The organism is Flavobacterium bomense, assembly GCF_003970355.1.
This window is the reverse complement of the sequence record NZ_RYDJ01000001.1, coordinates 449,556-475,423: the sequence shown is the minus strand read 5'-3', so window position 1 is coordinate 475,423 and position 25,868 is coordinate 449,556. Positions and strand designations below refer to the sequence as shown.

Sequence of the window (25,868 nt, the reverse complement as noted above, 5' to 3'; positions counted from 1 at the left end):
CGAATTCGCGGTACATTTTATAGGTCAATTACTTTTTTCTGCGCACTGCTTTGGATTGCCGCTTCAATAATTCGCATAACCTGAACACCCTCTTGTGCCGTAACCGGTTCTATAGCGTCATTTGTAATCGAATGATATACGCCGTCAAAAAAGTCATAATAATTCCCTTGAAGCGTGGGTGTGATTTCCTGAACCGTTTTGCCTTTTATTTCCGTGTGTAACAACCCTCTTTTTTCAACTGATTCCGTTCCCCAAACATCCAGATTGGGTTTCATTCCTAATTTTAATTCGTCTTCCTGTACATCGCCACGCGGTTTCAGGAATGACCCTTTTTTTCCATGAATAATATAAGCGGGAATCGCTTCCCGGACAAAAAAACCCGCTTTTAATCGGACACGAAAGTTAGAATAATACAGTAAAATATCGATATAATCATCAACCAAAGAATGTTCCCGTGTGATGCGGATGTCAGCAAAAACAGATTGTGGCAATCCAAACAAGCACAAGGCCTGATCGATTAAATGTGGCCCTAAATCCTTGAGAATTCCAGCACCGGAATTGGCGGTTTCTTTGTGTTGTTTTGGACTCAAAAGCGGATTGTACCGATCAAAATGGATTTCGGCTTCTATAAGATCTCCCAAAACTTTCTCTGAAATGATTTTCTGGACGGTCTTGAAATCACTGTCCCATCGTCTGTTTTGAAAAACGGCCAGTTTCAATCCATTTTCTTTAGCGATAGCAGCTAATTCCTGCGCTTGGGCAACCGTTGTGGTAAATGCTTTCTCGACAATGGCGTGTTTCCCGGCCAACAGCACTTTTTTAGCATATTCGTAATGTGTCTCTACAGGGGTATTGACTACCACCAGATCAAGATCATCCTCTAATAGCTCTTCCATCGTGGCATAACTTTTCACCGAAGGACAATCTTGATGAATCAATTTTTTACTTCGTTCCCAAGAACCAAGCAGCTCAAATCCGGGATGAAATTCTAAAAAAGGAGCATGAAATACTTTTCCGGACATTCCGTAGGAAAGCAAAGCTGTTTTTATTTTTTGCATGGTAGTAATTTTCAAATTATTGGCGTATTATTTTTAAACATGTAAGTCCTGTAAGTTTTTAAAATTTAGAGGAGTACTATAAATTCTTCTCAACTCATTATCTTTTCAAAATAAAGATTCTTGTTTTTTTAAGCATTTAATGAATTTAAGTTCATAGAAGAATTAAAATGCCTTTACACAGTGTCACTTTATACTTTTTAAAAGTAAAACGTATTTGACTTATATGTTTCAAAATTTTACTTTTTTGCTCTTTCGTATTGTTTTGGCCATTCGCTCTCCGCCTTTAAGTCATGGGCAAATGTCAATCCTAAATTTGGATTTCTCAGGGACTCTCTGGCAAATAACACTAAATCCGCTTTACCTGAAGCAACAATCTCCTCGGCTTGGGCGGCAACAGTGATTAAACCTACGGCGCCAGTCCGGATTCCGGTTTCTTTTTTTATGCTTTCTGCAAAAGGGACTTGGTAATTTGGTCCCAACGGAATTTGTTGGTGCGAAACTAATCCTCCCGAAGAAACATCAATCAAGTCCACTCCTTTTTCTTTTAGTATTTTCGAAAGTTGTACAGATTCCTCAGAATTCCACCCGCCTTCTGCCCAGTCTGTTGCTGAGATTCTAACGAATAAAGGCAAGTTTTCCGGCCACTCAGCTTGAACTGCTACAACGACTTCGAGTGTCAATCGGATTCGGTTTTCGAAACTTCCACCGTATTCATCGGTTCTAAAATTAGACAAAGGCGAAAGAAACTGATGCAACAAATACCCGTGTGCGGCATGGATTTCCATCACTTGAAAACCTGCTTGAAGCGCTCTTTTTGTGGCTGATTTAAAGTCGGAAACTACTTTTTGAATTCCTGTTTGGTCTAATGCAATTGGTATTGCTTCATTGTCATGATAGGCTACAGCACTTGGCGCTACTGGATCCCAACCGTCTTGTATTTTAGCTACTTTTCTACCTCCGTTCCATGGTGATGCGGCACTGGCTTTTCTTCCGGCATGTGCCAATTGGATTCCGGGAATTGAATTCTGACTGATGATAAATTGATTAATTTGCTGCATTTTTTCGATTTGTTCGTCTTTCCAAAGTCCCAAATCGCCCGGAGAAATCCTGCCTTCTGGAGAAACCGAAGTCGCTTCCTGAATGATTAATCCTGCGCCTCCGCTGGCGCGACTTCCCAGATGCACAAGATGCCAATCATTAGCAAAGCCATCATGAGCAGAATATTGGCACATAGGAGAAATTGCAATTCTATTTTTAAGGGTAATGCTTTTTATTTGGAGTGGAGAAAATAATTGAGATGACATAGTAGTAATTTAAGTATGTAATTAAAATAAAGACAAAGGGAATTTCCTTTTAAAAAAAGTAAAGTTACGAGACAGCAGCGAAACGAGGGACTGAATTTTCATTAATTAACAAACATTTAAAACGGTATGGAACAATTATTGCGAATTAAACAAATAGAAAACCTTACTTTTGTGAGTTGTAAAAATTAAATTAATAAGAGGATTAGATTGCTTCGTTCCTCGCAATGACAAATAAATGGACATAGTTATCAAGCTTTCTCAATTTTTATTGAGCTTATCATTACTGATTATACTTCACGAATTAGGACATTTCATTCCTGCTAAACTGTTTAAAACCAGAGTCGAAAAATTCTACTTATTTTTTGATGTTAAGTATTCCCTTATCAAAAAGAAAATTGGCGAAACTGAATACGGTATCGGGTGGTTGCCTCTTGGCGGTTATGTGAAAATTTCCGGAATGATTGATGAAAGCATGGACAAGGAACAAATGGCCTTGCCTCCGCAACCCTGGGAATTTCGCTCTAAACCGGCTTGGCAACGTTTGATTATTATGTTGGGAGGCGTTACCGTAAATTTTATTTTGGCTTTCATTATATATATCGGAATGGCATTTGCTTATGGCGATATTTTCATAGCAAATGCGGATTTGAAAGATGGTTTATTGATTGAAAATAAAGCGATGCAAAATGTTGGTTTCAAAACCGGTGATCATATTTTATCTGTTGATGGTGAAAAAATTACCCGATTTGACAATGATCTAACCATGAAGGTTATTATGGCAAAACAGATTCTTATTGAAAGAAATGGTGCGGAACAAGCAATCAAAATGCCAAATGACTTTGTAGACCAATTGTCAAAACAGGAAAAAGTACCATTGGTATCGATCCGAATGCCGTATGCAATAACATCTATCTCCGAAGGATCTTTGAACACTGCCCTGCAGCCTAAAGATATTATTACTTCATTAAACGGACAGTCCACAAAATATTTTGACCAAGTAAAATCTGTTTTAGAAAAAAACAAGAATAAAACAATTGCAGCCACTGTTTTAAGAGATGAAAAAGAGATAAAAGTACCTGTTATTGTTTCTAGCAATGGAGAATTAGGGATTACTGTTGGGTCATTAGGAATGGCTTCACTTGAAAAACTGGGCTATTACAAAATTAGCAAACAAGAATTTGGTTTCTTAGAATCTATTCCGGTTGGGATTACTAAAGGAAAAGATCAATTAGTAGGATACGGAAAACAGTTGAAAATGATTTTCAATCCGGAGACTAAAGCCTACAAACAAGTGGGAGGTTTCAAAGCCATCTTCGACATCTTTCCTAATACCTGGAGCTGGGAAGTGTTCTGGAACATCACTGCATTGTTATCCATAATGCTAGGTGTAATGAACTTATTGCCTATTCCGGCACTTGATGGAGGTCACGTTATGTTTTTATTATATGAAATCATCAGTGGTAAAAAACCAAGTGACAAATTCCTAGAGAATGCGCAAATGGTTGGTTTCGTATTACTTATAACACTGTTATTATTTGCTAACGGAAACGACATTTACAAGGCAATTGTAGGGAAGTAAAAAAAATTAAAAAAAAATTTATTTTTGCTTGCAGAAATCAAATTAAGCCCTATATTTGCACCGCTTTACAAGTGAAATAAACTTCATTAATAAGCACACAAAAACGTTCATTTTTTACCAGAATAAAAATATACAGTTTCCTTCTTAGCTCAGTTGGTTAGAGCATCTGACTGTTAATCAGAGGGTCCTTGGTTCGAGCCCAAGAGAGGGAGCTTTTTAAAAAGACTTTACAGCAATGTAAGGTCTTTTTTGTTTTAAAGCGGTAGTGAAATCGGGGCTTCATGGCGATTCAGTCAATAAAAGCTAATTCTAGATTTTGCCAAGTTGCTAGGTTCGTTTATAAAAAAAAGGCACACTATTCGGTACCCATCTAAAATCTCGAGGTACCCATTTTATATTCTGACTTGTCATGCCAATTGTTTAACTCTAAAAAACGGTAACATGAATCAAAAAAAAACTACAATTCTAATAGTGCCTCTTGCCAAAAACCCACCTCCTTTTTTTAAAGAATCCTATCCTGCCTTTGCTATAATTTTACGCTAATAGTACATTAATTGTATATCTTTGAATTTCGATCACATGACTTATTATTTACAAATAGGTTCGGGAATAAATAAAGACACTTAATGCTGTTTGAACTTGCGGATTTTAATATCTTTTCTTTCGAATATACATCCAACACCTTTTGTTTATAGTTGCTTCGATTAAGTAAATAGTGTAAAAACGAACTAGAACTGACCTAAAAAAAACCAATACATAACCCTAAATTTAGATTTAATGAAGAAAATTCTTTTCCTCTCTCTCTTTTTTATACTGGCTTGTAAGCCAACTCAAAAAACAGTTATTCCGGCATGGGCCCCTTATGACGAAACCGAAGAACTAGCAAAAAATGCTACCAACGCATCAACAAAAATGCAATACAAATTGATCCAGTCAAAAATTCTGGATAAAAACACTATTTGGGAAAACATAGCACAACAGATAGGTGCTTTTTCGGAGGACGATTATCAAAGACTAAAACCTTTAATCTTAGAACAAAACATTCCCACCATTCAATCCAATATTAAATCTGGCAGCCTTAGCTATGAAACACTGACGCAGTGGTATTTATACAGAATTGTCAAATATGAAAATGATAAAGATAAGATGCTAAATGCAATTGTAGCTATTAACCCTGAAGCAGTTAATGAAGCACGAAAGAGAGATAAAAACAAATCCAATCACGACCATCCAATTTACGGCATACCAATACTTGTAAAAGACAATACAAACGTAAAGGGCATGCCTACCACCGCAGGAACACATTTGTTACGAAACAATACCGCTGCAGATGCATTTATAATTACCCAAATAAAAGATAAAGGTGCTATTGTTTTAGGTAAAACAAACTTAAGCGAATGGGCTAATTTCCTTTTCCTGACTGGTCCTAATGGCTATAGTGCAGCGGGAGGGCAAACGCTTAATCCCTATGGACGGAAAATATTTGACACTGGTGGTTCGAGCTCAGGAAGTGGTGCTGCGGTAGCCGCCAATTATGCGGCAGCAGCAGTGGGAACTGAAACTTCAGGTTCTATTCTTTCTCCTTCGTGGCAAAATTCAATTATTGGTCTAAAACCAACTACTGGTTTATTGAGCCGAACGGGTATTATTCCAATCTCAAGTACATTAGACACGCCTGGGCCAATGACAAAAAATGTTACTGATAGTGGAATCCTTCTTTCGGCTATGAGTGGAGAAGACAATAATGATCCTGCAACCAAGAACAATCCAAAAAACATAAAGTACCTCGATGATCTAAAGTCGGGAACGCTGCAAGGATTACGATTTGGTGCCATTAAAAACTTTTTAGGAGATTCAATTTATAAGCAGAGTATCAATACCATAATTAAGTTAGGTGGTATAGTCGTTGAATATGATCCAGAACCAATGAACTTCGACGGTTTTGGCACCATACTTAGTGCCGACATGAAAGTTGATCTTCCTAATTATTTGAATAAATATGCATCAAATGAACTTACTATCCGCTCTATTGCTGACATTATAGCGTACAATAAAAATGATTCGATACTAAAAATTCCCTACGGACAAGGACGTTTTGAACAAATGCTAGCCGAAAACACTACTGAAGCAGAATTACTGCAAATAAAGGCCAAAATCAAAAAAGAAGGAGTCAATTTTTTTGAAAAACCGATGGTAAAATACCAACTCGACGCTATCTTATCCATAAACAATAATAACGCCGGTCATGCCGCTGCGGCCAACTACCCTTGCCTTACTATTCCTATGGGCTACAAAACAACGGGAGAGCCATGGGGTCTTACATTTATAGCCAGACCGTATCATGAAGACAGCCTTTTAAAAATGGGATTTGCCTTTGAAAAAGTAACAAAAATTCGAAAATTACCGCAAGACTATAAATAGATTTAAAAGATTAAAATTAAAAACACCCGCATCTATTAAATCACTTGTACGTTGGTTACAACTTTAATTTAAAGCAAGAAGATGCAAAGCAAAATTGATATTGAAAACCTAATACAGAATCCTGAAATTTCAATGAAATTACTTGAAAACATATAAAAAGTTAATCATCGAATAAATCACCCGAACTAGCCTCAATAGCTATCGGTAGAACCTTTTTAAAAAAGACTTTACAGCAATGTAAGGTCTTTTTTGTTTTAAATTCACAATGAAATTAAGACATCACCTAGTTCAAAGATAGAAATAGGAAAATTTGTTGATAACCATTTTAACTTGGTTACAAATCTGTGCTTCCATGCAACGCCGTTTAACAACTACAATTACTACTAAATTAATTCTTATATTTGATAAATAACTAGGTATGTGTTTTTCCAATATGCAGTGTTTAAAACTAAAAATGGCAAATCCTTATTGAAGTTTAAAATTTAATAACCACTAACCAATCTATTAAAACCTATGAACCAAACTTATTTTAAAAGAATTAACTTTAGTATCGTTCTTGTCTTTTTTATAACACTTTCCACTAGCTTAGGCTATGCTCAAAAAAAGAATGTAAAAAACAAAACAACTTCAAATTTTGTCTCAGATAGCGTATTTAATGCGCTTAAATGGAGAAATATCGGACCTTTTCGATCGGGAAGATCACTTGCGGTAGCAGGACATGCCAACCATCCTTTGACGTATTATTTTGGTTCAACAGGAGGTGGCGTTTGGAAAACAATTGATGGAGGAAATGAATGGTTTCCTATTTCTGATAGTATTTTTAAATCATCTGCTGTAGGTGCAATTACAGTTGCTCCATCTGATGCGAATGTAGTATATGTAGGAATGGGCGAAGCGGATATGCGATCCAATATCTCTTTTGGTGACGGAATGTATAAATCTGTAAACGGCGGAAAAACTTGGTCAAAATCTGGCCTCGATAAAGCGGATGCAATCGCTAATATTGAAGTACACCCTTCTGATGCTAACATCGTTTTTGTTGCAGCAATGGGAAATCCTTTTAAATCTAATCCGGAACGCGGTGTTTACCGATCAAAAGATGGTGGAAAAACATGGCAATTAGTTCTTTCTAAAGATGAAAAAACGGGCGCTATGTGTGTTCGTATCGATCCTACCAATCCTAGAATTGTTTACGCAACGCTTTGGGAAGGATATCGTAACGGTCATTCTATGTCATCAGGAGGAAAAGGATCTGGAATGTACAAATCTATTGATGGCGGTGATACTTGGAAATCGCTTAACGAAAAACCAGGAATGCCAATTGGAATCCTCGGAAAAATGGGAATCGCTGTGTCTCCAATAAATTCGAATCGCTTGTATGCTTTGATCGAAAATACAAAAGGCGGACTGTATCGATCTGACGATGCAGGCGAGCACTGGGAATTGATTAATGAAGATAAAAATCTTTGGCAAAGACCATGGTATTACATGAATTTACAAACCGATCCTAAAAACGAAAATGGATTAATTGTATTAAATGTAGATGCTTGGAAAACTAGCGATGGCGGTAAAAGCTTTAAAAAAATAAATGTCCGACACGGAGATACACATGATGTATGGATTAATCCTTTAAACCCAGATAACTTTATAATTGGCGATGATGGCGGTGGCGAAGTTACCTTTAATGGTGGGGAAACCTTCACGGAATTAGACACACCAACCGCTCAATTTTATCATGTATCAGTAGACAATGAATTCCCGTATAATATCTACGGAGCTCAACAGGACAATTCTTCCATTCGGATTGCTTCTAGAACTAGTGGCAATAGTATAGGTCCTGAATCTTGGTACGCCGTTGCGGGTGGCGAAGCAGGATACATCGAGGCAGATCCAACGAATGCTGACATTACATACGGTGGCGAGTACGACGGTCAATTGAGTTCTTACAACAAAAAAACAGGCCAAGGAAAAGATATCTCTCCGTATCCAGAATCGAATATTGGGGCTCCTTCAAGTGCTAAAAAATACCGTTTTCAATGGACGTACCCAATTGTTTTTTCGCCTCACAACCCAAAAAGAATGTATGTTACCTCTCAGGTAGTACACGTGACGGAAGATCAAGGTCATTCATTTGAAATTATAAGTCCTGATTTATCTCGAAATGATCCAAAAACTACAGGAGAAACGGGCGGACCAATAACTAAGGATCAAACAGGAGCGGAAGTATACGCTACTATATTCACCCTCTCAGAATCACCGCTAGAAAAAGGGGTAATTTGGACCGGATCTGATGACGGTTTAGTACATATCACTAAAAACAATGGGGCAAAATGGGAGAATATCTCATTACCAACAACAGTATTGCCTGACTTTTCTTTGATTAGTATGATTCACACTTCAGAACACGAAAAAGGAAAAGCATATTTAACAGCCAATAAATACATGTACGGCGATCGTACACCGTATATGTTCAAAACGGTTGATTATGGAAAAAGTTGGACTAAAATAACCAATGGAATTCCATCTGATGAATATTGCAGAGTATTGCGTGAAGATCCTAACAAACCCGGATTACTGTTTGCTGGAACTGAGCGAGGCGTTTATGTTTCTTTCAACGATGGAGATTCTTGGCAAAAACTAAACTTGAATTTACCGGTTACTCCTATTAGAGATTTACAAATTCAAAAAAGAGAAAAGGATTTAATCGTTGCAACCCACGGCCGATCTTTTTGGGTATTAGATGATATTACACCGCTTTATGAAATAAAAGACAAAACAGTAAAAGGAGACAAACACCTTTTCAAACCGCGTCCTGCTTATAGAATGCAAGGCGGACAAAGCGATGACATGAGTTCAGGAACTAATGCCCCAAATGGAGTAATTGTACGTTACTTTTTCAAAAAGAAACCTTCAACTGAGATAAAATTACAGTTTCTAACACTCAAAGGAGATACGATAAATACCTACTCTTCAACCAAAGACATGAAGGGTGAACCCATGAAAATTTCCAAGGAATTTTATCAAGATCCAAAAAAAGAGCAAGCGGGTTTCATCACCGCAAAAGCAGGTATGAATTCATTTGTATGGAACATGCGCTATCCAAATGCAACTGCAGTTGACGGAACTAATGTAATGTGGGCAGGATCTGGTACTGGCGCAAAAGTAGTACCGGGATCTTATATTGTTCGGTTAATTGAAGACAAAACCATTATTGCAGAGGCAGCTGTTGAAATCAAACTTGATCCTCGAATGACCACGAGTGATGCTGATTTAAAAGAGCAATTTGACTTGCACCAAAAAGTAAATAAAAAAGTCAATGAAGCTCATCTCGCGATTAACCAATTGCGAAAAATACGCACGCAAATTAATGGATACATAGCAACTGTAAAAGATACTGTGGCAGTCAATCAAATGAAAAAAATGACGAAATCGACTCTGGAAAACTTGGATAAAATTGAGTCATCATTAATGCAGCCAAAAGCTAAAGCACCACAAGATGTGTTAGCTTTCCCAATTCAATTGAACGATAAAATGGCTGGATTAGGATCCAATATTTCGTCATCGGAATCAAAACCAACCCGAAATGCTTATGTTGTTTATGAAGATTTAGCTATGAAAATAGATGCCGAACTCCAGAAAATAAAAGATATCGTGGATAACGATGTCAAGAAATTTAATGCTTTTGTAATGAAACAGCAAATTCCTGCCATTATTTTAGATAAGGAAATAAAATAATTAGATCGTATCAATCTTGTCAAATGGAGCGCAGTCGAGATTTAACTGCTAATCTGTCCCGAGGGGCGAGCCCAAGAGAGGAGCTTTTTAAAAAGACTTTACAGCAATGTAAGGTCTTTTTTGTTTTAAGACTTTAGTGAAAGCCGGGCTTCATGGTGATTAATGAGAAAAACTATCTTGTTTTGCAAAAACCGTTCTGTTTCAGAAACAGCAGTCATTCTCCTTTTAAAATTTGAGATAAATAGTGATCCTATTCTATTTTTAATTTAGATATTTACATTTAAAATTAATCAGATGATACGAAGACAGTTTATTGGTTCGGCAGCTTTAGTAGGTATTGCAGGTGCTTTTGGATTCACAAAACACTCCAATGAAAAAAATTTAATACACCATGTGTTTTTTTGGTTAAAGAACCCCCAATCGGAAGAAGATAAACAGCAATTGATTTCCGGCTTGAAAACTTTAGCAGCAATTCCAACGGTTCGCCAATTTCATTTGGGTATATTAGCTTCTACGGAAAAACGGGAAGTAGTAGACACTTCTTGGGACGTTTCAGAGCTGTTGTTTTTTGATGATGAAGCGGGTCAAAAAATATATCAGGACCACCCTATTCATCAGGATTTTGTAAAAAACTGTTCCCATCTTTGGGAGAAAGTTTTGGTTTATGATGCAATAGACTTATAGGCCTTGAATCTTGAGATATTAGATCAAATACTTTTACCATAATTAAGAGATTCTAAACAAAAATTAATGAATTCTTATTTTTTTCAGCCATTACAATTTTCTACTTTACCATTTTTGCAATAATCTTTTTTGCTTGATTTGAATTACCCCAGCTTGCGATTTCGTGCAAAACAGGCATTAAGCTTTTCACTTTAGCAAATGAAAATGTAATTCCAGATTTAGATATTGGAAATTATTTGAATAACATTCGTCGGGAAAAATTATTTATTGTTGAGCAAAAACTTGTTGATGGCAAAATTTTTGAAATAGAAAGATCATATTATTTAGCAGAAGTAGAAATTGGAAATAAAGTATCTATAAACAATGAGGTTATTAAAGACGGCTCATATCAAATAAGCAACGAAAAAAAAATATATGAAGTCAAAAACAATACAATAATACAGATTTTTACAGTTAACATTTACAAAACTTCTTCTGAAACAGAAATTACAGTACATCAAAAAAATTACTGGGAGATATCAAAAGGTGATAGCGTTTTTATAAACTCTGAAATTACAGAAAGTCAATCTATAAAACTTACGAAAGGGACAGTTTTATTAGTTCATGATGGTAAAATTAACCAAATTAAATGGAAAACAATTTTTCATAATTTACTGTATTTATTTCTGCATTAAATTCTCACTAAGTTTCAGAGTAAATTGGGCATTTAATCGCAATAATACTTATGTCATGGGGTGATTATGTTTTTAAAGTTTCAATATAAAAACATGGGACAAATATTAAATGCCAACTGTAGAATTTGCAATTTTGAAACTGATTTTAAATATGGTGGCGGTCAGTTTAATTACCATGAAAACCGCCCTGTTTCTGCTATAAATAAAGAAACTGGACAATTTGAAACCGTGAACTATTATTTCACTTTCTTAATTGCACTGCTCTCTATCCAGCCTTCGGTTCCATCCGTTAGTTGCACTTTTTTCCATTTTTCGATGACTTCCTTCACATAAACTTTAGTTCCTTCATGCAGCACAAAAATAGATTTACCGCCATTTCTGGGTTCGCTTTTCACATTCGCCATTTCGGCAAAAACAATGGCTGGTTTTTCGGTATCAAAATGACTTTTCTCAATAATAGCTGCGACCAGCGTCATTAGTAAAAGAAAAACAGCCAGAAACATTCCAAAAAAGAAAATCCGTTTAGGAAGTGTTCTTTGTAAAAAATAGTACCCGATAAAAAACAACAAAAAAGCGGCAGCCAATCCTACAGAAACCCATCCCCAGGTATTATAATGATAAATTCCCGTGAAATCACGAACTAATTTTGCAAAACCTACTTTTGGGATTACTTTAATTTCATCAATTGTTCTTTTTTGAGCGAATTTCAGGTTGTTAATACTTCCTTGATCGTTTGGATTGAGCACTAATGCTTTTTCATAATTGTAGATCGAAGGCGCAACCTGATTCAATTTATAATAGGCATTTCCTAAATTAAAATACAATTCCGAAGAGTGCTGCTGCTGGGTTTTCAAAACACTTTCATAGGCAGCCACGGCTTCAGTGTACTTTGCCTTTTCATAATACGCATTCCCTTTTTCAAAGCCGTTTTGGGCAAAGAAAAACTGAGTTGAAAGTAAAAGTATGTATAGTATATTTTTCATCATTATCTTTTTTTGCAACGAGGGCACAAAGGCTCAAAGTGTATTTACTCAAAAATTAATTTTAGTACTTTTATTAAGCAATCTGTTTTTCCAACGCAGCGATGATATAAACTGCTTTATCAAAATCCTGTTGTATTGTAACACTGGATGAAGGTGCATAACGAGCCACTTCACAATTTTCAGTAAGCGCAATAAAATCGTTTACAGCTTCTGGTTTTGCATTTCGGGACAACAATAATTCCTGAATATTATTCTTGCTCATTTCAGAGGTTTCAATGTGTAATTTTGCCTTCAGGAAATTATGCATCGCTTTCTCCAGTGCAATGTAAAACAGTTCTTTGTTATTGATTTGTTTCTTGGCCACTGATAAATATTTCTTGGCCAGTCTATTATTCATTCGGATTCTGTTTCCGGAAATATCGCCATCCATAGCTTCCTTTTTCTTTTTGAATAACACAATTATTGGAACCAATAAAAAAGGCAGTACTAACAATCCAATAAACAAATTCGATCCATAGAAATCCTCTTTATCAATGGTAACCAGATTAGTTTTTGACTTGATCGTTTTAAATTCTTCAACCGCTGCAATTTTATTTTTATTTCCAGCTGTAGCAGAAGAATCTGCCGGAGAGGGGCCATCAAGAATATGGATCATAATCTCTGGAGAACGGAGTGTTTTATACGTACGGGAATCCAAATCAAAATAAGAAAACAGCATTGGTTTTACTGGATAATTCCCTCTGTATTGCGGAATTATAGTATAACTGTCTGACATTTTTCCGCTCATACCGGAAAGTGGTGTACTGATGTCTTCGCTGTGAACGGCATCATACATTTCCAGCGCATTTGGCACAACTGGTTTTGGCAAACTGAACAATTTTAGATTCCCTTTTCCGGTTACGCTGACAACAAGATCCAGACTTTCTCCGTTTTTTAAATCGGTTTTAGACGGTGTGACTTTGAAGTCGAAACTTCCAACCGCTCCGGTAAAATTTTCTGGTTTTCCAGACTCGGGTAGTGGTTTAACGGTAATGGTTTTGGCTCCGGCCGAAACTCTTTGGGTCGTTTCCGTTAGTACCATTCGACCAAACATATCCCTTTGGTTCGTTGGTAACTGCACATCAACTGCTAATGATAGGGGCTCGATCTTAAGTTTTCCTGATTTTTGCGGATATAGCACTACTTTTTTTAGCACGATATAGCGATAATTTTGGCCTTTAAACATCCCCTCTTCGGCAGCAAGCTGTTTTATTTCAATATTTTGACTCCAAAAATCATTGTATTTTGGCTTGGTTAGTTCTCCTAAATTTGAGATTCCAATATTTGCAAAATACAATTTGTACACGACCGTAATGGGTTCGTTGATGTACGGATTTGTTTTAGACACATCGGCAACAAGATATAAGTTTTCATCCGCAGACACTTGTGAATCGTTTGGATCTCTGGGTTGTTGCGTAGCCTCAGTAACATTTATTTTTACTGGTGCTGTCTTATAAATTTGACCATTAAACTCTATGGCTGCCTGCTTGATAACCAAGGTTCCTTTTTGATTTGGCAAAAGAATATATGAATAGACTTTCTCAAAAGAACTTCTCCCGTTTACCCAGGACTGACTTACTTGCTGGCTGGGCCCGGCAACAATTCTAAATCCTTCAAATGAAGGCTTCACAAAATTATCCCCATCTACATTCATCATAAAATCAATACGCAACCTCTCATTTAAGCCCAACGTACTTTTGCTGACTTTGGCCTCAAACTGAACCTGAGCATTAAGGGAGCTGCACACCAATAAAACGATTGCTGCTATATATTTTTTCATTTTCAAACTGTCTAATTGATGTAAGTCCAAATTACTTGACAAGTATATTATTTATAAAAATTGGGCTTCGTTATACCTTTATCAATAAAATGTTGCTTATTCATTTCAAAATGCATTTCCGTCATAAAATTTAAATATTCTCTTAAATTTTCAAGCTTATACTCATCCCTTCTAAAATCAATATTCACACTATCTTCTAAACTTTTTGGTATTGCTTGACCAATGTTATTATATTCCAATTGAGTCGCATACAACTGTTTTTTTCCAATATTTAATTGCACTCTATCATATAAATAGGCGTAATTTTGTGGGTTTGCATTATTATTTCTAACCTCAATTTTCATTTTTTTTAATACCTTTTTTTGAAAATTGGGATATTTGTCGGAATGCTGTGTAAGTAACCAAAAATCTTTTGCTCCTTCTTTCCCAACTTTATCAAAACCTAAAAAACCGACCCTATTAAATATTTTTTCAATTCTTATTTTGTGATTTGTATAAACACTATCTTTAAAAAGCAACCACTTTTCTTTAGATAATTGTTCATATTGTTTTGGCGGTGAGGCATTATTTGCAGCTATTTGATCTGTTTTCACCATTTTTTCGAGATCAATTTCTAAATTATTTTTTTCTTCTTCATTTAAATTTATAGCGTTACAACTAATGAAGAATACAAGAATTATTAAAATTGAATATCTCATTTTCGATTTGATTATATCTTCAAAATTTATCGTTATCTTAGTAAAATCTACCAATCCTTCTCCGTTTTAACTGGTTTTCCTTTTACTTTCTGGGCATTCACCTTATCCTGAACCTTCTTTTCTTCTCTATTTACAGCATCTAGTAAATTTTCCAGACGCTGCTTGGAGATACCTCCAGGTGCTGGTTTTGGCTCCCCATTTTCATTGGGTTTTGGCTCATTTTTATCTTTGTCCTGATCGCCTTTATCGTCTTTTTTATCTTCCTCTTTTTTGTCTTTCTTATCGTCCTTTTTATCGTCTTTCTTGTCTTTATCTTTATCTTTCTTGTCGTCTTTTTTCTTGTCATCCTTTGGCGGATTGTCTTTCAGCATTTTTTTGGCCAAAGCAAAATTATAACGGGTTTCCTCATCGGTTGGGTCATTTCGCAAGGCGTTTTTATACGCTTCTACCGCCTGAGTATAATCCTTTTCATTCATGAATACGTTTCCCAAATTATGCAGGGCTCTGTGTTTTTGAGGTCTCGTTTTTGAATTTTTAAATGCTTTGGCGTACGCAAATTTGGCTTCTCCAGACTGCTTTTGCTTGTAAATACTATTTCCAAGATTGAAGGACGCAGCGGTACTATTAGGGAATTTTGAATCCGAAATTCTGTAATTAGCCTCTGCCTCTGCGAATTTGTTTTCCGCATATTCTGCATTTGCTTTAGGCAAAATTCGGTCTTTTTGTTGTGCGTACAAACCGGCCGTTCCGCAGAAAGCAATCATTAAAAAAGCAATTATGATAATTTTAAATCTTTTCATTTATTGTATCTATAAATCCAGAAGGTTAAGAACCTTTAGGAAATAATTATTTATTTTCGTTAAATAAATTCAATTTCTTAACCCAGCTTGTTTTTCTCTCCAACAGAAAGACATCCACAAATAACAGCAAGAAGGCAAAGCCCAAAAACCATTGAAATTGCGATTGAAAATCCGCCATTTCCGTCGCTTCAAATTCGGTTTTTTGAATATTATTCAATGCATTTTTTACATATTCAAGCACTTCTTTGGTATTATTTCCGTTTACATAACCCCCTTTTGTGGCTTTAGCAATCGCTGTCAGACTTTCTGGAACCAACTTCGTTATAACCACTTGGTTGTTATTGTCTTTCTTGAAACCTTCAATAATTCCATTTCTTTTCAATGGGATTGTACCTCCTTTTTCAGTTCCAACACCAATTGTAATAATTTTAATTCCCAACTTATTGGCTTCTTCAGCCGCTTCTTCAGCACCTTCATTATGGTCTTCACCATCCGAAATCATGATCAATAACTTACTCGTTTTTTTATCATCAAAATAGGTTGACGATAATTTGATTGCCTCGTTGAACGATGTTCCTACGGAGGAAACCATATCAGTATTCATGCTTTGCAAAAACATTTTTGCAACGCTGTAATCCGTAGTGATGGGCAATACCGGAAAAGCACTTCCGGCATACGCCACAATACCTATCCTATCGCTTCCTAACTGGTTGATGATTTGTGAGACAATTTGCTTGCTTTTGTCCAATCGATTGGGCGCAACATCTTCGGCCAGCATACTTTTAGAAACATCCATTGCAAAAACAATGTCAATCCCTTCCCGTTTTACGGTTTCCATCTTGGTGCCAATCTTTGGGTTTACCAAAGCAAAAATCAGCCCAAGAAAAGCTAAAATCAGCACGACTATTTTTAATACTGGCTTAAAAACGGAACTTTCCGGACTTAATTTTTTTACCATTTCTAAATCTCCAAACTCGCGCTGTTTCTTTCTTTTCCAATATAAATTGGCCAGAAAAACCAACACTAAAAGAGGCAGTATAAAAAGAAGGTATAAATATTTTTTTTCGTCTAATTCCATTTTTAATTTTAGATTTTTAATTTTAGATTTATGAATTTTGATCTTAGATTTTTACCCTAAATCAAAATTCTAAACTTGGTCATTCTAATTCCAATATTCCAGTTCGTGCTCCCTTCCCTTCGGGGAGGGCTGGGGTGGGGATTTTATATAAAGCTTTTAAAAACTGTATTCCTTAGTCCTACTTCCAGCAACAACAAAAAACCGGCAAACCATATAAAAGGCCTGAATTTTTCATCGTAATCATAGAATTTTAATTCTTCTATTTCTGTAGTTTCCAGTTTATTGATGGAGGCATAAATTTCGGCCAGCTTGCTATTGCTGGTGGCTCTAAAATATTTTCCGTCCGTTTTTCTGGCAATACTTTTCATTAATTGTTCGTCGATTTCCACTTTCATCATTTGGAATAAAAACGTTCCATTAGGTGCTATTTTATAGGGAAACATGGCCATTCCGTTAGTTCCAATTCCTACTGTGTATACTTTTATTCCATATTGCTTGGCGATGTCTGAGGCTGTTTCCGGCTCAATGAACCCAGCATTATTCACACCATCTGTCAAAAGAATAATGACTTTACTTTTGGCTTTACTGTCTTTTAATCGGTTTACGGCAGTGGCTAATCCCATCCCGATTCCGGTTCCGTCCTGCAAAACAGTATCGTATTTTATAGTGCTAATCGCATTTAGGATTACTGCTTTATCGCTGGTCACCGGTGTTTTTGTGTACGCTTCCGAGGCATACACCACTAATCCTATTCTGTCATTTGGTCGTTCTTCAACAAAATCAGCTGCGACTCTTTTCAATGCTTCCATTCGGTTTGGTTTCAAATCTTTGGCCAGCATACTTCCAGAAACATCTATTGCCATAACAATATCAATTCCTTTAGTTGTTTTTGTTCTACTGCTTACATCCACCGTTCTTGGCCTGGCCATGGCAACAATTAAAGAACACAATGCTAAAACCCGTAATACATTCAACAGTGGCTTTAACTTTGTCAAATACGACTCTGCGCCTTTAAATCCTGCTATAGAACTAATTTTTAATGTTGCGATCTGTTCGTTTTTTGTCCAAAGCAACCAGGCAATCACAACTGGAATCAGTAGAAACAGCCAAAAAAATTCTGGGTTCAAAAAAGTTATTTTATCCATTATTTACTTGCTTGTTTTAATTCGACCGAGTTCAAAACTCGTTCTGAGATTTCATTGCCATAGGTATCTCCTTCTTCATGAAAAAGTAAAACTTGTTGTAATCCACCTTCCTGACTGAACAATACTGCTTCATAGTACATTTTTACACCTGTCGCATCACCGCCATCAACTTGGGAAAAAGTGCCGTAGGCTTTAATCCCTTTGACCCCTTCTTTGGTTTCAAATTCTTCTTGTTTAACAATCATATTTTGAGCTCCTTGGGATTCTAATGATTGCAATATCCCGTCCATCGATTTAGCCAAATCAATTTGCGTTTCTGCTTTGAATTTTAACGTAGAAACCATCACATAAAAACGATCTAAAACACTACCATACACAAACGATTGCATCTCTTTAATCAATGCCATTCCATTTTTAGGAAGCGTTTTAGTCAGATCTATTCTCTTGAGTACTTTTGGTGTTTCTATGATAATTCCTGGATTTCCATATTCACTTTTTACCCATTCGCCTTCTAATAATTCTTTTGTAGGATGACCAATGATATTGTCTTTCACATAACTAAACCCTTTGGTAGCAATAAAAAAAGTGGTGGTCGCTGCCAATAAAAAAAGTACAATAGCGCTGGCCGTAAGAATCCGTTTATTTCTTTGTTTGCGCAACTGAATTTGAATTTGTTTTTGTCTTTGTGCTTCATTCAACAGTATCTCTTCTGCTTCTGGAACTTCCAGCGGAATGGAGCTGTCCAGGGTTAAAATTGCTTTTTGAATTTTATTTCGGTCTTCGGTTATTTCAAAATCCAATGGTTTCGATTTGGCAAATTTCACTAAATCGGCTTGTTTCAAAACACGCTCCAGATTATCGATAATTTCCTTCGAAAGCGTCATTTTCTTTTTGACAGAAGCCGCTCTAAGTCCAAGAATCAGCTCTGATGTAGTACTTTCCATAGCTGGAATTTCTATGGCTTCTTCAATATAATTTCGGGCAATATCAGTCAATTCACTGTAATAGGCCTTGACTTCTCCTTTTTGCCAAAGTTCTTTTTTCTCCAAAGAATCCAGCAAACTAGTCGCTCTTTCTATAGGCGTTTTATAAATTTCTTTGTGTAGTTTTTTCTCTTGTCGTTTTTTAATAAACCAATAAATACACGCTCCTATACCACCAATCAAAGCAACAATCAGCAGGTATTTCCACCAATCCCCAATTGAATTATCCGCAGGAGCAATGTCCTTGATGTCGTACATTTTTTGTTTCAAAGTATCCACTTGAACATTCGCTACCTCAACCAAAAGCGAATCCGTAAAAAACGGTTTGCTGTTGATAAAAATCTTGATACTTGGAACCACATATCTGCCAGAATCAAATTGGGTCAACCCGTATTTCTTGATTAATTCATAACGGCCGTCCATTTTGACCGTATCAATAGGATACGACTGAATCACCTCTAAAGCGCCAAGGTTTTTTAAGTTTGGAAAAATGACCTTAGACGAAGTGTCAACAGTAGTTTTTATGGATAATTTAAATTCGGCACCAATTTTATTTTTAATTGTATCAATACTTGTGACTACTTGCTTTTGTTGTGCAAAAACAGCCGTAGAAAGCAGCAATAGTAGGTATAATTGTTTTTTCATCTTTTATTATTGAACCCTTATCTCGATTTAAAATAACTCAGCAATTTAGTCACATAACTTTCATCAACTCTTGTGTTTACCACACCTGAACCTGATTTACTGAATGTTTCTTTAAAATAGGTTACTTTATTATGGTACTGTTTTTCATAATTCATTCGCACTGCTTTCGAGCTGGTATTTATCAATTCAATTGCTCCGGTTTCGGCATCAAGCATAGAAACCATCCCTAAATTCGGCATTTTTTCTTCCCGAATGTCGTACACGCGAATCCCAGTTATATCGTGTTTTTTAGAGGCTATTTTTAATGTATGTTCATACTCTTCCGACATGAAATCAGAAATTACAAACACAATAGCTTTCTTTTTCTGGGTTCCCGATAAAAATTTTAAGGCTTGGGCAAGATCTGTTTTACGGCTTTTGGGCTGAAATTCGATCAATTCCCTGATGATGCGCAATACATGCGATCTTCCCTTTTTTGGCGGAATATACAATTCGATTGCGTCAGAAAACAAAATTAAACCTATTTTATCATTGTTTTGTGTGGCTGAAAAAGCCATTGTTGCCGCAATCTCCGTAACAATATCTTTCTTGAATTGATTTTTCGAACCAAAACTTTCTGATCCTGATATATCCACCATCAACATCATGGTCAATTCCCGTTCTTCCTCAAACACTTTTACGTGCGCTTCATTGTATCGCGCCGTAACATTCCAATCAATAGCACGAATATCATCTCCAAACTGGTATTGACGCACCTCGCTGAACGTCATTCCGCGCCCTTTAAAAGATGTGTGGTATTCCCCCGAAAAGATGTGATCGCTCAATCTTCGGGTTTTGATTTCTATTTTTCGTACTTTTTTTAAGAGGTCTTTTGTATCCATTTCTTTGGTAATGAGTGAGAAGTGAGTGGTGAGTAGCAACCAAAAAAGGCTAATTACTATTCACTTTTTACTATTCACTTTTATGGCACTTCTATTTCGTTTACAATTTTGTTAATGATATCGACTGAAGTAATGTTTTCGGCTTCTGCTTCGTAGGTAACACCAATTCTGTGACGCAATACATCATGCACTACCGCCCGAACATCTTCTGGAATTACATAACCGCGACGTTTGATAAAAGCGTAACATTTTGCAGCATTTGCTAAATTGATGCTTCCTCGAGGAGATGCTCCAAAACTGATTAACGGTTTCAAATCAGCCAATTTGTATTTCTCCGGGTACCGTGTAGCAAAAACGATATCCAGAATGTATTTCTCTATTTTTTCATCCATGTATACTTCCCGAACGGCTTCCTGTGCGCGCAAGATTTGCTCTACTGAAACTACTGGATTAACTTTTTCATAACTCCCTTTCAGGTTCTGGCGAACAATCAAACGTTCGTCTTCCATTTTTGGGTAATCAATAACCGTTTTCAACATAAAACGATCCACCTGGGCTTCAGGCAATTGGTACGTTCCTTCTTGTTCAATAGGATTTTGAGTAGCCAAAACCAAGAATGGACGGTCTAGTTTGAAAGTAGTGTCTCCAATAGTTACTTGCTTTTCCTGCATGGCTTCCAGTAAGGCGGATTGTACTTTGGCAGGTGCACGATTTATCTCATCCGCAAGGACGAAATTAGCAAAAATTGGTCCTTTTTTTATCGAAAACTCATTTTGCTTAATATTGTAAATCATTGTTCCCACAACATCCGCAGGCAATAAATCCGGCGTAAATTGTATTCTGCTGAAAGAGCCATGTACCGCTTGTGAAAGCGTATTGATCGCTAATGTTTTTGCTAATCCGGGAACTCCTTCTAATAAAATATGACCCTGACCCAAAAGTCCAATCAACAAACGCTCCACCATGTGCTTTTGACCTACAATAACCTTGTTCATTTCCATTGTGAGAAGGTCTATAAAAGCACTCTCTCTTTCAATTTTTTCATTGATTGCTCTGATGTCTAAAGCCGCTGTATTTTCTTCCATTTTATTATTTTTAAAACCTTGAATTTAATGCCGTCGTTTTGAAGGTGCAAATTGAATTTTTTTTTAGAAGTAAGATGTTAAAAAATGGTTAAAACTTCGACAAAAGACTTAATTTTAAGGCCGAATTATGATACAATTTTTATATTTTTAAGAACTTTGAAAAATATATTTCGAATTTGAAGATTTACGCATTTTAATAAAAAATAAAAAACATGAATAAAACTAAATTATCACCCATTGTAGCAGGCGTCATGAACTGGGGGATTTGGGATAAAAATCTCAATACCAAAGAAATGGAAAACATGATTAATGTGTGTTTAGAAAATAAAATCACAACTTTTGACCATGCTGATATCTACGGGGATTACACCACCGAGTCTGATTTTGGAAAAGCATTTGCAGCCAGCAGTATTGACCGGGAAAAAATGCAATTGATATCCAAATGCGGAATCCAAATGGTGACCGAAAACCGGAACAATACGATCAAACATTATGAATATTCAAAAGAGTACATCATCTGGTCCGTTGAAAACTCCTTAAAAAACCTGCATACCGATTATTTAGACGTACTTTTACTACACAGACCAAGTCCTTTGATGCAGCCGGATGAAATTGCCGAAGCCGTTTTGAAGCTAAAATCAGAAGGGAAGATCATCGATTTTGGAGTTTCTAATTTCACTTCTACACAAACCGAATTAATTGGTCAAAAAACAGAAGTCTTGTACAATCAAGTCCAATTTTCGGCCACTAATTTCGAACCTATGGTGGATGGAAGTTTTGATTATATGCAGGCCAATAACATTCGGCCTATGTCTTGGAATCCGCTTGGATCTGTTTTCAGAAAAGATATTCCGCAAACCCATCGCTTAAAAAAATTATTGGCGACCTTAGTTTCTAAATACCATTTAGGCTCCGACTCGATTTTGCTGTCCTGGATTTTAAAACACCCTGCTCAAGTAATTCCTATTGCCGGAACGGTAAATGTAGCCCGAATCCAATCCTTGATGAAAGCCGTTGAATTAGAATTAGACAAAGAAGATTGGTTTGCCATTTGGGCAGCAAGTATGGGAACAAATGTAGCCTAGAATCCCTATTCAACTCAACAACTTTAGAATCAAAAAAGAAAAAAATTTCATGACTAAAACAGCCTTAGTGACCGGAGCCACCAGCGGAATTGGTAAAGCAACAGCACAAATATTAGCTAAAAATAACTATCAGATTATTCTTTGCGGACGCCGTGAGGACCGATTGACTGAACTCAAAAAGGAGCTTTCAGCATTTACCAAAGTGCATACGTTGTCCTTTGACGTTCGAGATAAAAAAGCGGTTTTCGAAAGCATCAATTCTATTCCGGAAGTCTTTTCTACAATTGATGTTTTGATTAATAATGCCGGAAATGCACATGGTTTAGACCCCATTCAAAAAGGAGATTTAGACGACTGGGATGCCATGATTGACATCAATGTAAAAGGACTTTTGTATGTCTCAAAAGCCATAATCCCACAAATGATCGAACGAAAATCAGGTCATATTATCAACATTGGGTCCATAGCCGGAAAAGAAGTATATCCAAACGGAAACGTCTATTGTGCTTCCAAACATGCTGTTGATGCCTTAAACCAAGCTATGCGAATGGACTTGAATCCTTATGGAATCCGGGTGGGAGCCATTCATCCCGGTGCCGTGGAAACAGAATTCAGTGAAGTGCGTTTCAAAGGCGATACAGACAGAGCCGCCAATGTATACAAAGGTTTTGAGCCATTACATCCTGAAGACATTGCTGACATTATTCACTTTGTAGTTTCCAGACCGTACCATGTGAATATTGCCGATTTGATGGTGTTGCCAACCGCACAAGCCGCTGCTACTATTTTAAAAAGGAATTGATTATCTCCATTATTTATTATAAAACACTACAATACATCGAGTTATCATTATATTTATAAAAGGGAATAAACAAAAAATGCAACAGGTAAAAATGCAACCGCTAATTCGCAGATTTTCTAATTAATTAGAAAATCTGCGAATTAGCGGTAGTTTATTAAAATATTCTGATAGAAAAGGATCAAAATAGGATCAACAAATATGTCTTTACAACACTGAAAAAAAAAATACATAATAAACAGTACCAATGATCAACAAACGCATTCTTATTAAAAACCTGCTTGCTCACAATGATGAAAGTAGTTTTTATGACAAAAAGCGCCAGTTAAATTTGCATACACGGGAAGGAAAAGCCAAGTTTCTCAAACACATTTGCGCGCTGTCCAATTCAAACCCTATGAATAACTCCTATATTGTAGTGGGGGTTGAAGACCAAGACAATACTATTGTGGGGGATGATTTTTTTGATGACAGTCGGATTCAGAATTTAGTGAATGCCTATCTGGAGAATCCACCCAAAATTCAATATGAAAATATACCTTTTCCAAATCTACCAAAGGACAAGGTTATCGGACTGGTAACAATCAAGCCAAAAAGCAACACCTCCTATTTCAAAAAAGGAATTCACACGATTCCTGCCAACAGTATTTTTATCCGAAGAGGCAGCAACACGACACCGGTTGAAGGCGAAATTGAAAAGAATTATCAGAATACGGAAACCGTAATTGGCATTGAAAACAACTCCCGAAACAGCATTGAATACACACTTGATGGCGTGATTGATTTTATGAATTTACGCCACAAAGACATGTCGCCAAAGTATAAAGTATTCAAGGAGTTATTTGTGATTTGCTGGGCAGGAATTGCAAAAAAATCCCGTGATAAAACGTATTTATCCCGCGTGGATATTGAATTGATCAACGAACAAATCAAGCTGTTTTATTCGGCTCAGGATGTGGTCGAAATCACTTTTGACGAAGATACTTTTACCATTATTGAGTATGTTCCTTTGGGTCTGAATGATAAAACGAGTTATTATCCTTTAGAAAAACAAACGATTCATTTTCACGACAATGGCTATTATAAAATTGAGAGAGAGATGCTTTTTCAACCACCGGAATTCAACAAGAAAATGCTGTTCCATATTTATAATGCCAATATTACTTTGCTGAACAAACTCCAAAAAGGACTTTCATTAAGCAAACGAGAAGAAAAAGATTTAGAGAATTTACCCTCAACATTTATGATTTGCTACCTCAACGGTTTTGAAGAAGCCAAACAAAAGCTAATAGATGCCAAAGTACTGTTGAAACCTTTCAACCACGTGTATTTATCGTTTAAGGAAGCGTTGCGAATTTTGAGAAAGATGAAATATGATGTGCAGTAATTTTTTGTTGATTTATTTATTTTTAAAATGTCCTGAAAAGTAAAATAAGCCCCTAAAGTAGTGATATTTTAAGTTTTACTTTAAAATGAGATTTGAGGAATTTAGCCCTGTTATTTGCAATAAAAATCAGAATTTTTAAAAAAGAGCTCCTTTAACTTTAGTTAAAAAAATAAGTTAAAAAGTAGTACTTCACCACTCTTTTACTTAATTTTATACCTTGAAAGACAGCTCGTATTTCTTGCTGTTTTTAGACTAATAAATGAACAACCCGTACATGAGAACACTTGTTATAGGCGATATCCACGGTGGTTTGCGAGCATTGCACCAAATTATGGAAAGAGCCAATGTTACTAAAAACGACACCCTGATTTTTCTGGGAGATTACGTCGATGGCTGGAGTCAATCGCCTCAAGTACTAGATTTTATCATTGCTCTGAAAACCAAACAAAACTGCATCTGCATCCGTGGGAACCATGATGATTTATTGCTGGAATGGCTCGGCGAAAGCAAAGACAATCTGCTTTGGCACAAACATGGTGGAGAAGCAACTGTTTTAGCCTACGAAACGGTTGGCTTAGAAACCAAGAAAAAACACATTGAATTCCTGAAATCATTAGAAAATTTTCATCTGGACGAGCAACAACGGCTTTTTGTCCATGCCGGTTTTACGAATATGAATGGTGTTGACTTTGAATATTTTCCCGGGCTTTTCTATTGGGACAGAACCTTATGGGAAACGGCCTTGGCATTAGACACGACAATGAAAACCGACCATGCGTTTTACCCAAAACGCTTTACTTTATATAATGAAATCTATATTGGTCACACGCCTGTCACCCGAATAGGTGAAACGACTCCCGTTCAAAAGGCAAATGTTTGGAATGTAGATACCGGAGCAGCCTTCAAAGGACCATTGACTATTATGGATGTTGACACCAAGGAGTTTTGGCAAAGTGAACCTTTGAACCAATTGTATTTTGACGAAAAAGGAAGAAATTAGATGTCCTATTTTTTTAAACCTGTGT

20 protein-coding genes and 1 tRNA gene are annotated in these 25,868 nt (G+C 36.3%); 10 read left to right on the top strand and 11 right to left on the bottom strand.

All coding sequences use genetic code 11. From position 1 onward, the window contains the following. Nucleotides 1-17: 17 nt before the first annotated feature. Together EKL98_RS02095 and EKL98_RS02090 are read right to left on the bottom strand one after the other, a co-directional pair. A complete protein-coding gene (locus EKL98_RS02095) occupies nt 18-1,058 on the bottom strand; it encodes a Gfo/Idh/MocA family oxidoreductase (protein ID WP_126561416.1) in 1,041 nt (346 codons plus the stop codon). Nucleotides 1,059-1,294: 236 nt separating this feature from the next. Beyond that, the gene (locus EKL98_RS02090) at nt 1,295-2,362 is read right to left on the bottom strand and encodes an NADH:flavin oxidoreductase/NADH oxidase (RefSeq protein WP_126561415.1); all 1,068 of its coding nucleotides are present in this window, start codon (nt 2,360-2,362) and stop codon (nt 1,295-1,297) included. Nucleotides 2,363-2,597: 235 nt separating this feature from the next. Between EKL98_RS02090 and rseP the strand changes: the two genes are divergently transcribed. The 6 genes from rseP to EKL98_RS02060 all read left to right on the top strand — a co-directional run bounded on the left by rseP (nt 2,598) and on the right by EKL98_RS02060 (nt 11,455). Next, nucleotides 2,598-3,941 (top strand): RIP metalloprotease RseP, encoded by a 1,344-nt coding sequence (gene rseP, locus EKL98_RS02085; RefSeq protein ID WP_126515356.1) that lies wholly within the window; start codon nt 2,598-2,600, stop codon nt 3,939-3,941. Nucleotides 3,942-4,079: 138 nt separating this feature from the next. Continuing rightward, a tRNA-Asn gene (locus EKL98_RS02080) sits at nt 4,080-4,153 on the top strand. Nucleotides 4,154-4,718: 565 nt separating this feature from the next. Continuing rightward, a complete protein-coding gene (locus tag EKL98_RS02075) occupies nt 4,719-6,362 on the top strand; it encodes an amidase family protein (protein ID WP_126561414.1) in 1,644 nt (547 codons plus the stop codon). Nucleotides 6,363-6,875: 513 nt separating this feature from the next. Further along, nucleotides 6,876-10,097: a WD40/YVTN/BNR-like repeat-containing protein gene (locus tag EKL98_RS02070; protein ID WP_126561413.1), complete on the top strand. Its 3,222-nt coding sequence runs from the start codon at nt 6,876-6,878 to the stop codon at nt 10,095-10,097. Between the two features lie 294 nt (nt 10,098-10,391). Continuing rightward, nucleotides 10,392-10,781 (top strand): Dabb family protein, encoded by a 390-nt coding sequence (locus EKL98_RS02065; RefSeq protein ID WP_126561412.1) that lies wholly within the window; start codon nt 10,392-10,394, stop codon nt 10,779-10,781. A 236-nt stretch (nt 10,782-11,017) separates the two neighbouring features. After that, a complete protein-coding gene (locus tag EKL98_RS02060) occupies nt 11,018-11,455 on the top strand; it encodes a hypothetical protein (protein WP_126561411.1) in 438 nt (145 codons plus the stop codon). Between the two features lie 236 nt (nt 11,456-11,691). On the opposite strand, the gene EKL98_RS02055 is transcribed toward EKL98_RS02060, so the two are convergent. The 9 genes from EKL98_RS02055 to EKL98_RS02015 form a co-directional block, all read right to left on the bottom strand. Next, nucleotides 11,692-12,438: a tetratricopeptide repeat protein gene (locus EKL98_RS02055; protein WP_126561410.1), complete on the bottom strand. Its 747-nt coding sequence runs from the start codon at nt 12,436-12,438 to the stop codon at nt 11,692-11,694. Between the two features lie 73 nt (nt 12,439-12,511). Beyond that, nucleotides 12,512-14,257: a BatD family protein gene (locus EKL98_RS02050; RefSeq protein WP_126561409.1), complete on the bottom strand. Its 1,746-nt coding sequence runs from the start codon at nt 14,255-14,257 to the stop codon at nt 12,512-12,514. A gap of 47 nt (nt 14,258-14,304) precedes the next feature. Then, entirely contained in the window at nt 14,305-14,955 is a 651-nt protein-coding gene (locus EKL98_RS02045) for a DUF6624 domain-containing protein (protein WP_126561408.1), read from the bottom strand. Between the two features lie 47 nt (nt 14,956-15,002). Further along, nucleotides 15,003-15,755 carry a tetratricopeptide repeat protein gene (locus EKL98_RS02040; protein ID WP_126561407.1) on the bottom strand — a complete coding sequence of 251 codons (753 nt, stop codon included), beginning with the start codon at nt 15,753-15,755 and terminating at the stop codon, nt 15,003-15,005. Nucleotides 15,756-15,801: 46 nt separating this feature from the next. Beyond that, on the bottom strand, nt 15,802-16,833 hold the full coding sequence (locus EKL98_RS02035) for a vWA domain-containing protein (protein ID WP_126554062.1): 1,032 nt from the start codon (nt 16,831-16,833) through the stop codon (nt 15,802-15,804). 143 nt (nt 16,834-16,976) lie between these two features. Continuing rightward, nucleotides 16,977-17,978, bottom strand: a complete 1,002-nt coding sequence (locus EKL98_RS02030) for a vWA domain-containing protein (protein WP_126561406.1) — start codon at nt 17,976-17,978, stop codon at nt 16,977-16,979. Then, on the bottom strand, nt 17,978-19,606 hold the full coding sequence (locus EKL98_RS02025) for a hypothetical protein (RefSeq protein WP_126561405.1): 1,629 nt from the start codon (nt 19,604-19,606) through the stop codon (nt 17,978-17,980). The genes EKL98_RS02030 and EKL98_RS02025 overlap by 1 nt, the downstream gene beginning before the upstream one ends. Nucleotides 19,607-19,623: 17 nt before the next feature. Further along, a complete protein-coding gene (locus EKL98_RS02020; protein WP_126457681.1) occupies nt 19,624-20,487 on the bottom strand; it encodes a DUF58 domain-containing protein in 864 nt (287 codons plus the stop codon). A gap of 80 nt (nt 20,488-20,567) precedes the next feature. Continuing rightward, nucleotides 20,568-21,572: an AAA family ATPase gene (locus tag EKL98_RS02015; RefSeq protein ID WP_126452140.1), complete on the bottom strand. Its 1,005-nt coding sequence runs from the start codon at nt 21,570-21,572 to the stop codon at nt 20,568-20,570. A 212-nt stretch (nt 21,573-21,784) separates the two neighbouring features. Between EKL98_RS02015 and EKL98_RS02010 the strand changes: the two genes are divergently transcribed. The 4 genes from EKL98_RS02010 (at nt 21,785) to EKL98_RS01995 (ending at nt 25,843) form a co-directional block, all read left to right on the top strand. Continuing rightward, entirely contained in the window at nt 21,785-22,657 is an 873-nt protein-coding gene (locus EKL98_RS02010) for an aldo/keto reductase (protein WP_126452142.1), read from the top strand. A 49-nt stretch (nt 22,658-22,706) separates the two neighbouring features. Beyond that, nucleotides 22,707-23,459, top strand: a complete 753-nt coding sequence (locus tag EKL98_RS02005; protein WP_126561404.1) for an SDR family NAD(P)-dependent oxidoreductase — start codon at nt 22,707-22,709, stop codon at nt 23,457-23,459. A 244-nt stretch (nt 23,460-23,703) separates the two neighbouring features. Beyond that, complete coding sequence (locus EKL98_RS02000) at nt 23,704-24,843, top strand: ATP-binding protein (RefSeq protein WP_126457683.1); 1,140 nt, start codon at nt 23,704-23,706, stop codon at nt 24,841-24,843. 274 nt (nt 24,844-25,117) lie between these two features. Continuing rightward, complete coding sequence (locus tag EKL98_RS01995; RefSeq protein WP_126452327.1) at nt 25,118-25,843, top strand: metallophosphoesterase family protein; 726 nt, start codon at nt 25,118-25,120, stop codon at nt 25,841-25,843. Nucleotides 25,844-25,868 lie beyond the last annotated feature (25 nt).

What these genes read in the sequence shown, in the direction of transcription:
- EKL98_RS02095 (WP_126561416.1), bottom strand. Translation starts at nt 1,058, where the DNA reads ATGCAAAAAATAAAAACAGCTTTGCTTTCCTACGGAATGTCCGGAAAA.
- EKL98_RS02090 (WP_126561415.1), bottom strand. Translation starts at nt 2,362, where the DNA reads ATGTCATCTCAATTATTTTCTCCACTCCAAATAAAAAGCATTACCCTT.
- rseP (WP_126515356.1), top strand. Translation starts at nt 2,598, where the DNA reads ATGGACATAGTTATCAAGCTTTCTCAATTTTTATTGAGCTTATCATTA.
- EKL98_RS02075 (WP_126561414.1), top strand. Translation starts at nt 4,719, where the DNA reads ATGAAGAAAATTCTTTTCCTCTCTCTCTTTTTTATACTGGCTTGTAAG.
- EKL98_RS02070 (WP_126561413.1), top strand. Translation starts at nt 6,876, where the DNA reads ATGAACCAAACTTATTTTAAAAGAATTAACTTTAGTATCGTTCTTGTC.
- EKL98_RS02065 (WP_126561412.1), top strand. Translation starts at nt 10,392, where the DNA reads ATGATACGAAGACAGTTTATTGGTTCGGCAGCTTTAGTAGGTATTGCA.
- EKL98_RS02055 (WP_126561410.1), bottom strand. Translation starts at nt 12,438, where the DNA reads ATGAAAAATATACTATACATACTTTTACTTTCAACTCAGTTTTTCTTT.
- EKL98_RS02050 (WP_126561409.1), bottom strand. Translation starts at nt 14,257, where the DNA reads ATGAAAAAATATATAGCAGCAATCGTTTTATTGGTGTGCAGCTCCCTT.
- EKL98_RS02045 (WP_126561408.1), bottom strand. Translation starts at nt 14,955, where the DNA reads ATGAGATATTCAATTTTAATAATTCTTGTATTCTTCATTAGTTGTAAC.
- EKL98_RS02040 (WP_126561407.1), bottom strand. Translation starts at nt 15,755, where the DNA reads ATGAAAAGATTTAAAATTATCATAATTGCTTTTTTAATGATTGCTTTC.
- EKL98_RS02035 (WP_126554062.1), bottom strand. Translation starts at nt 16,833, where the DNA reads ATGGAATTAGACGAAAAAAAATATTTATACCTTCTTTTTATACTGCCT.
- EKL98_RS02030 (WP_126561406.1), bottom strand. Translation starts at nt 17,978, where the DNA reads ATGGATAAAATAACTTTTTTGAACCCAGAATTTTTTTGGCTGTTTCTA.
- EKL98_RS02025 (WP_126561405.1), bottom strand. Translation starts at nt 19,606, where the DNA reads ATGAAAAAACAATTATACCTACTATTGCTGCTTTCTACGGCTGTTTTT.
- EKL98_RS02020 (WP_126457681.1), bottom strand. Translation starts at nt 20,487, where the DNA reads ATGGATACAAAAGACCTCTTAAAAAAAGTACGAAAAATAGAAATCAAA.
- EKL98_RS02015 (WP_126452140.1), bottom strand. Translation starts at nt 21,572, where the DNA reads ATGGAAGAAAATACAGCGGCTTTAGACATCAGAGCAATCAATGAAAAA.
- EKL98_RS02010 (WP_126452142.1), top strand. Translation starts at nt 21,785, where the DNA reads ATGAATAAAACTAAATTATCACCCATTGTAGCAGGCGTCATGAACTGG.
- EKL98_RS02005 (WP_126561404.1), top strand. Translation starts at nt 22,707, where the DNA reads ATGACTAAAACAGCCTTAGTGACCGGAGCCACCAGCGGAATTGGTAAA.
- EKL98_RS02000 (WP_126457683.1), top strand. Translation starts at nt 23,704, where the DNA reads ATGATCAACAAACGCATTCTTATTAAAAACCTGCTTGCTCACAATGAT.
- EKL98_RS01995 (WP_126452327.1), top strand. Translation starts at nt 25,118, where the DNA reads ATGAGAACACTTGTTATAGGCGATATCCACGGTGGTTTGCGAGCATTG.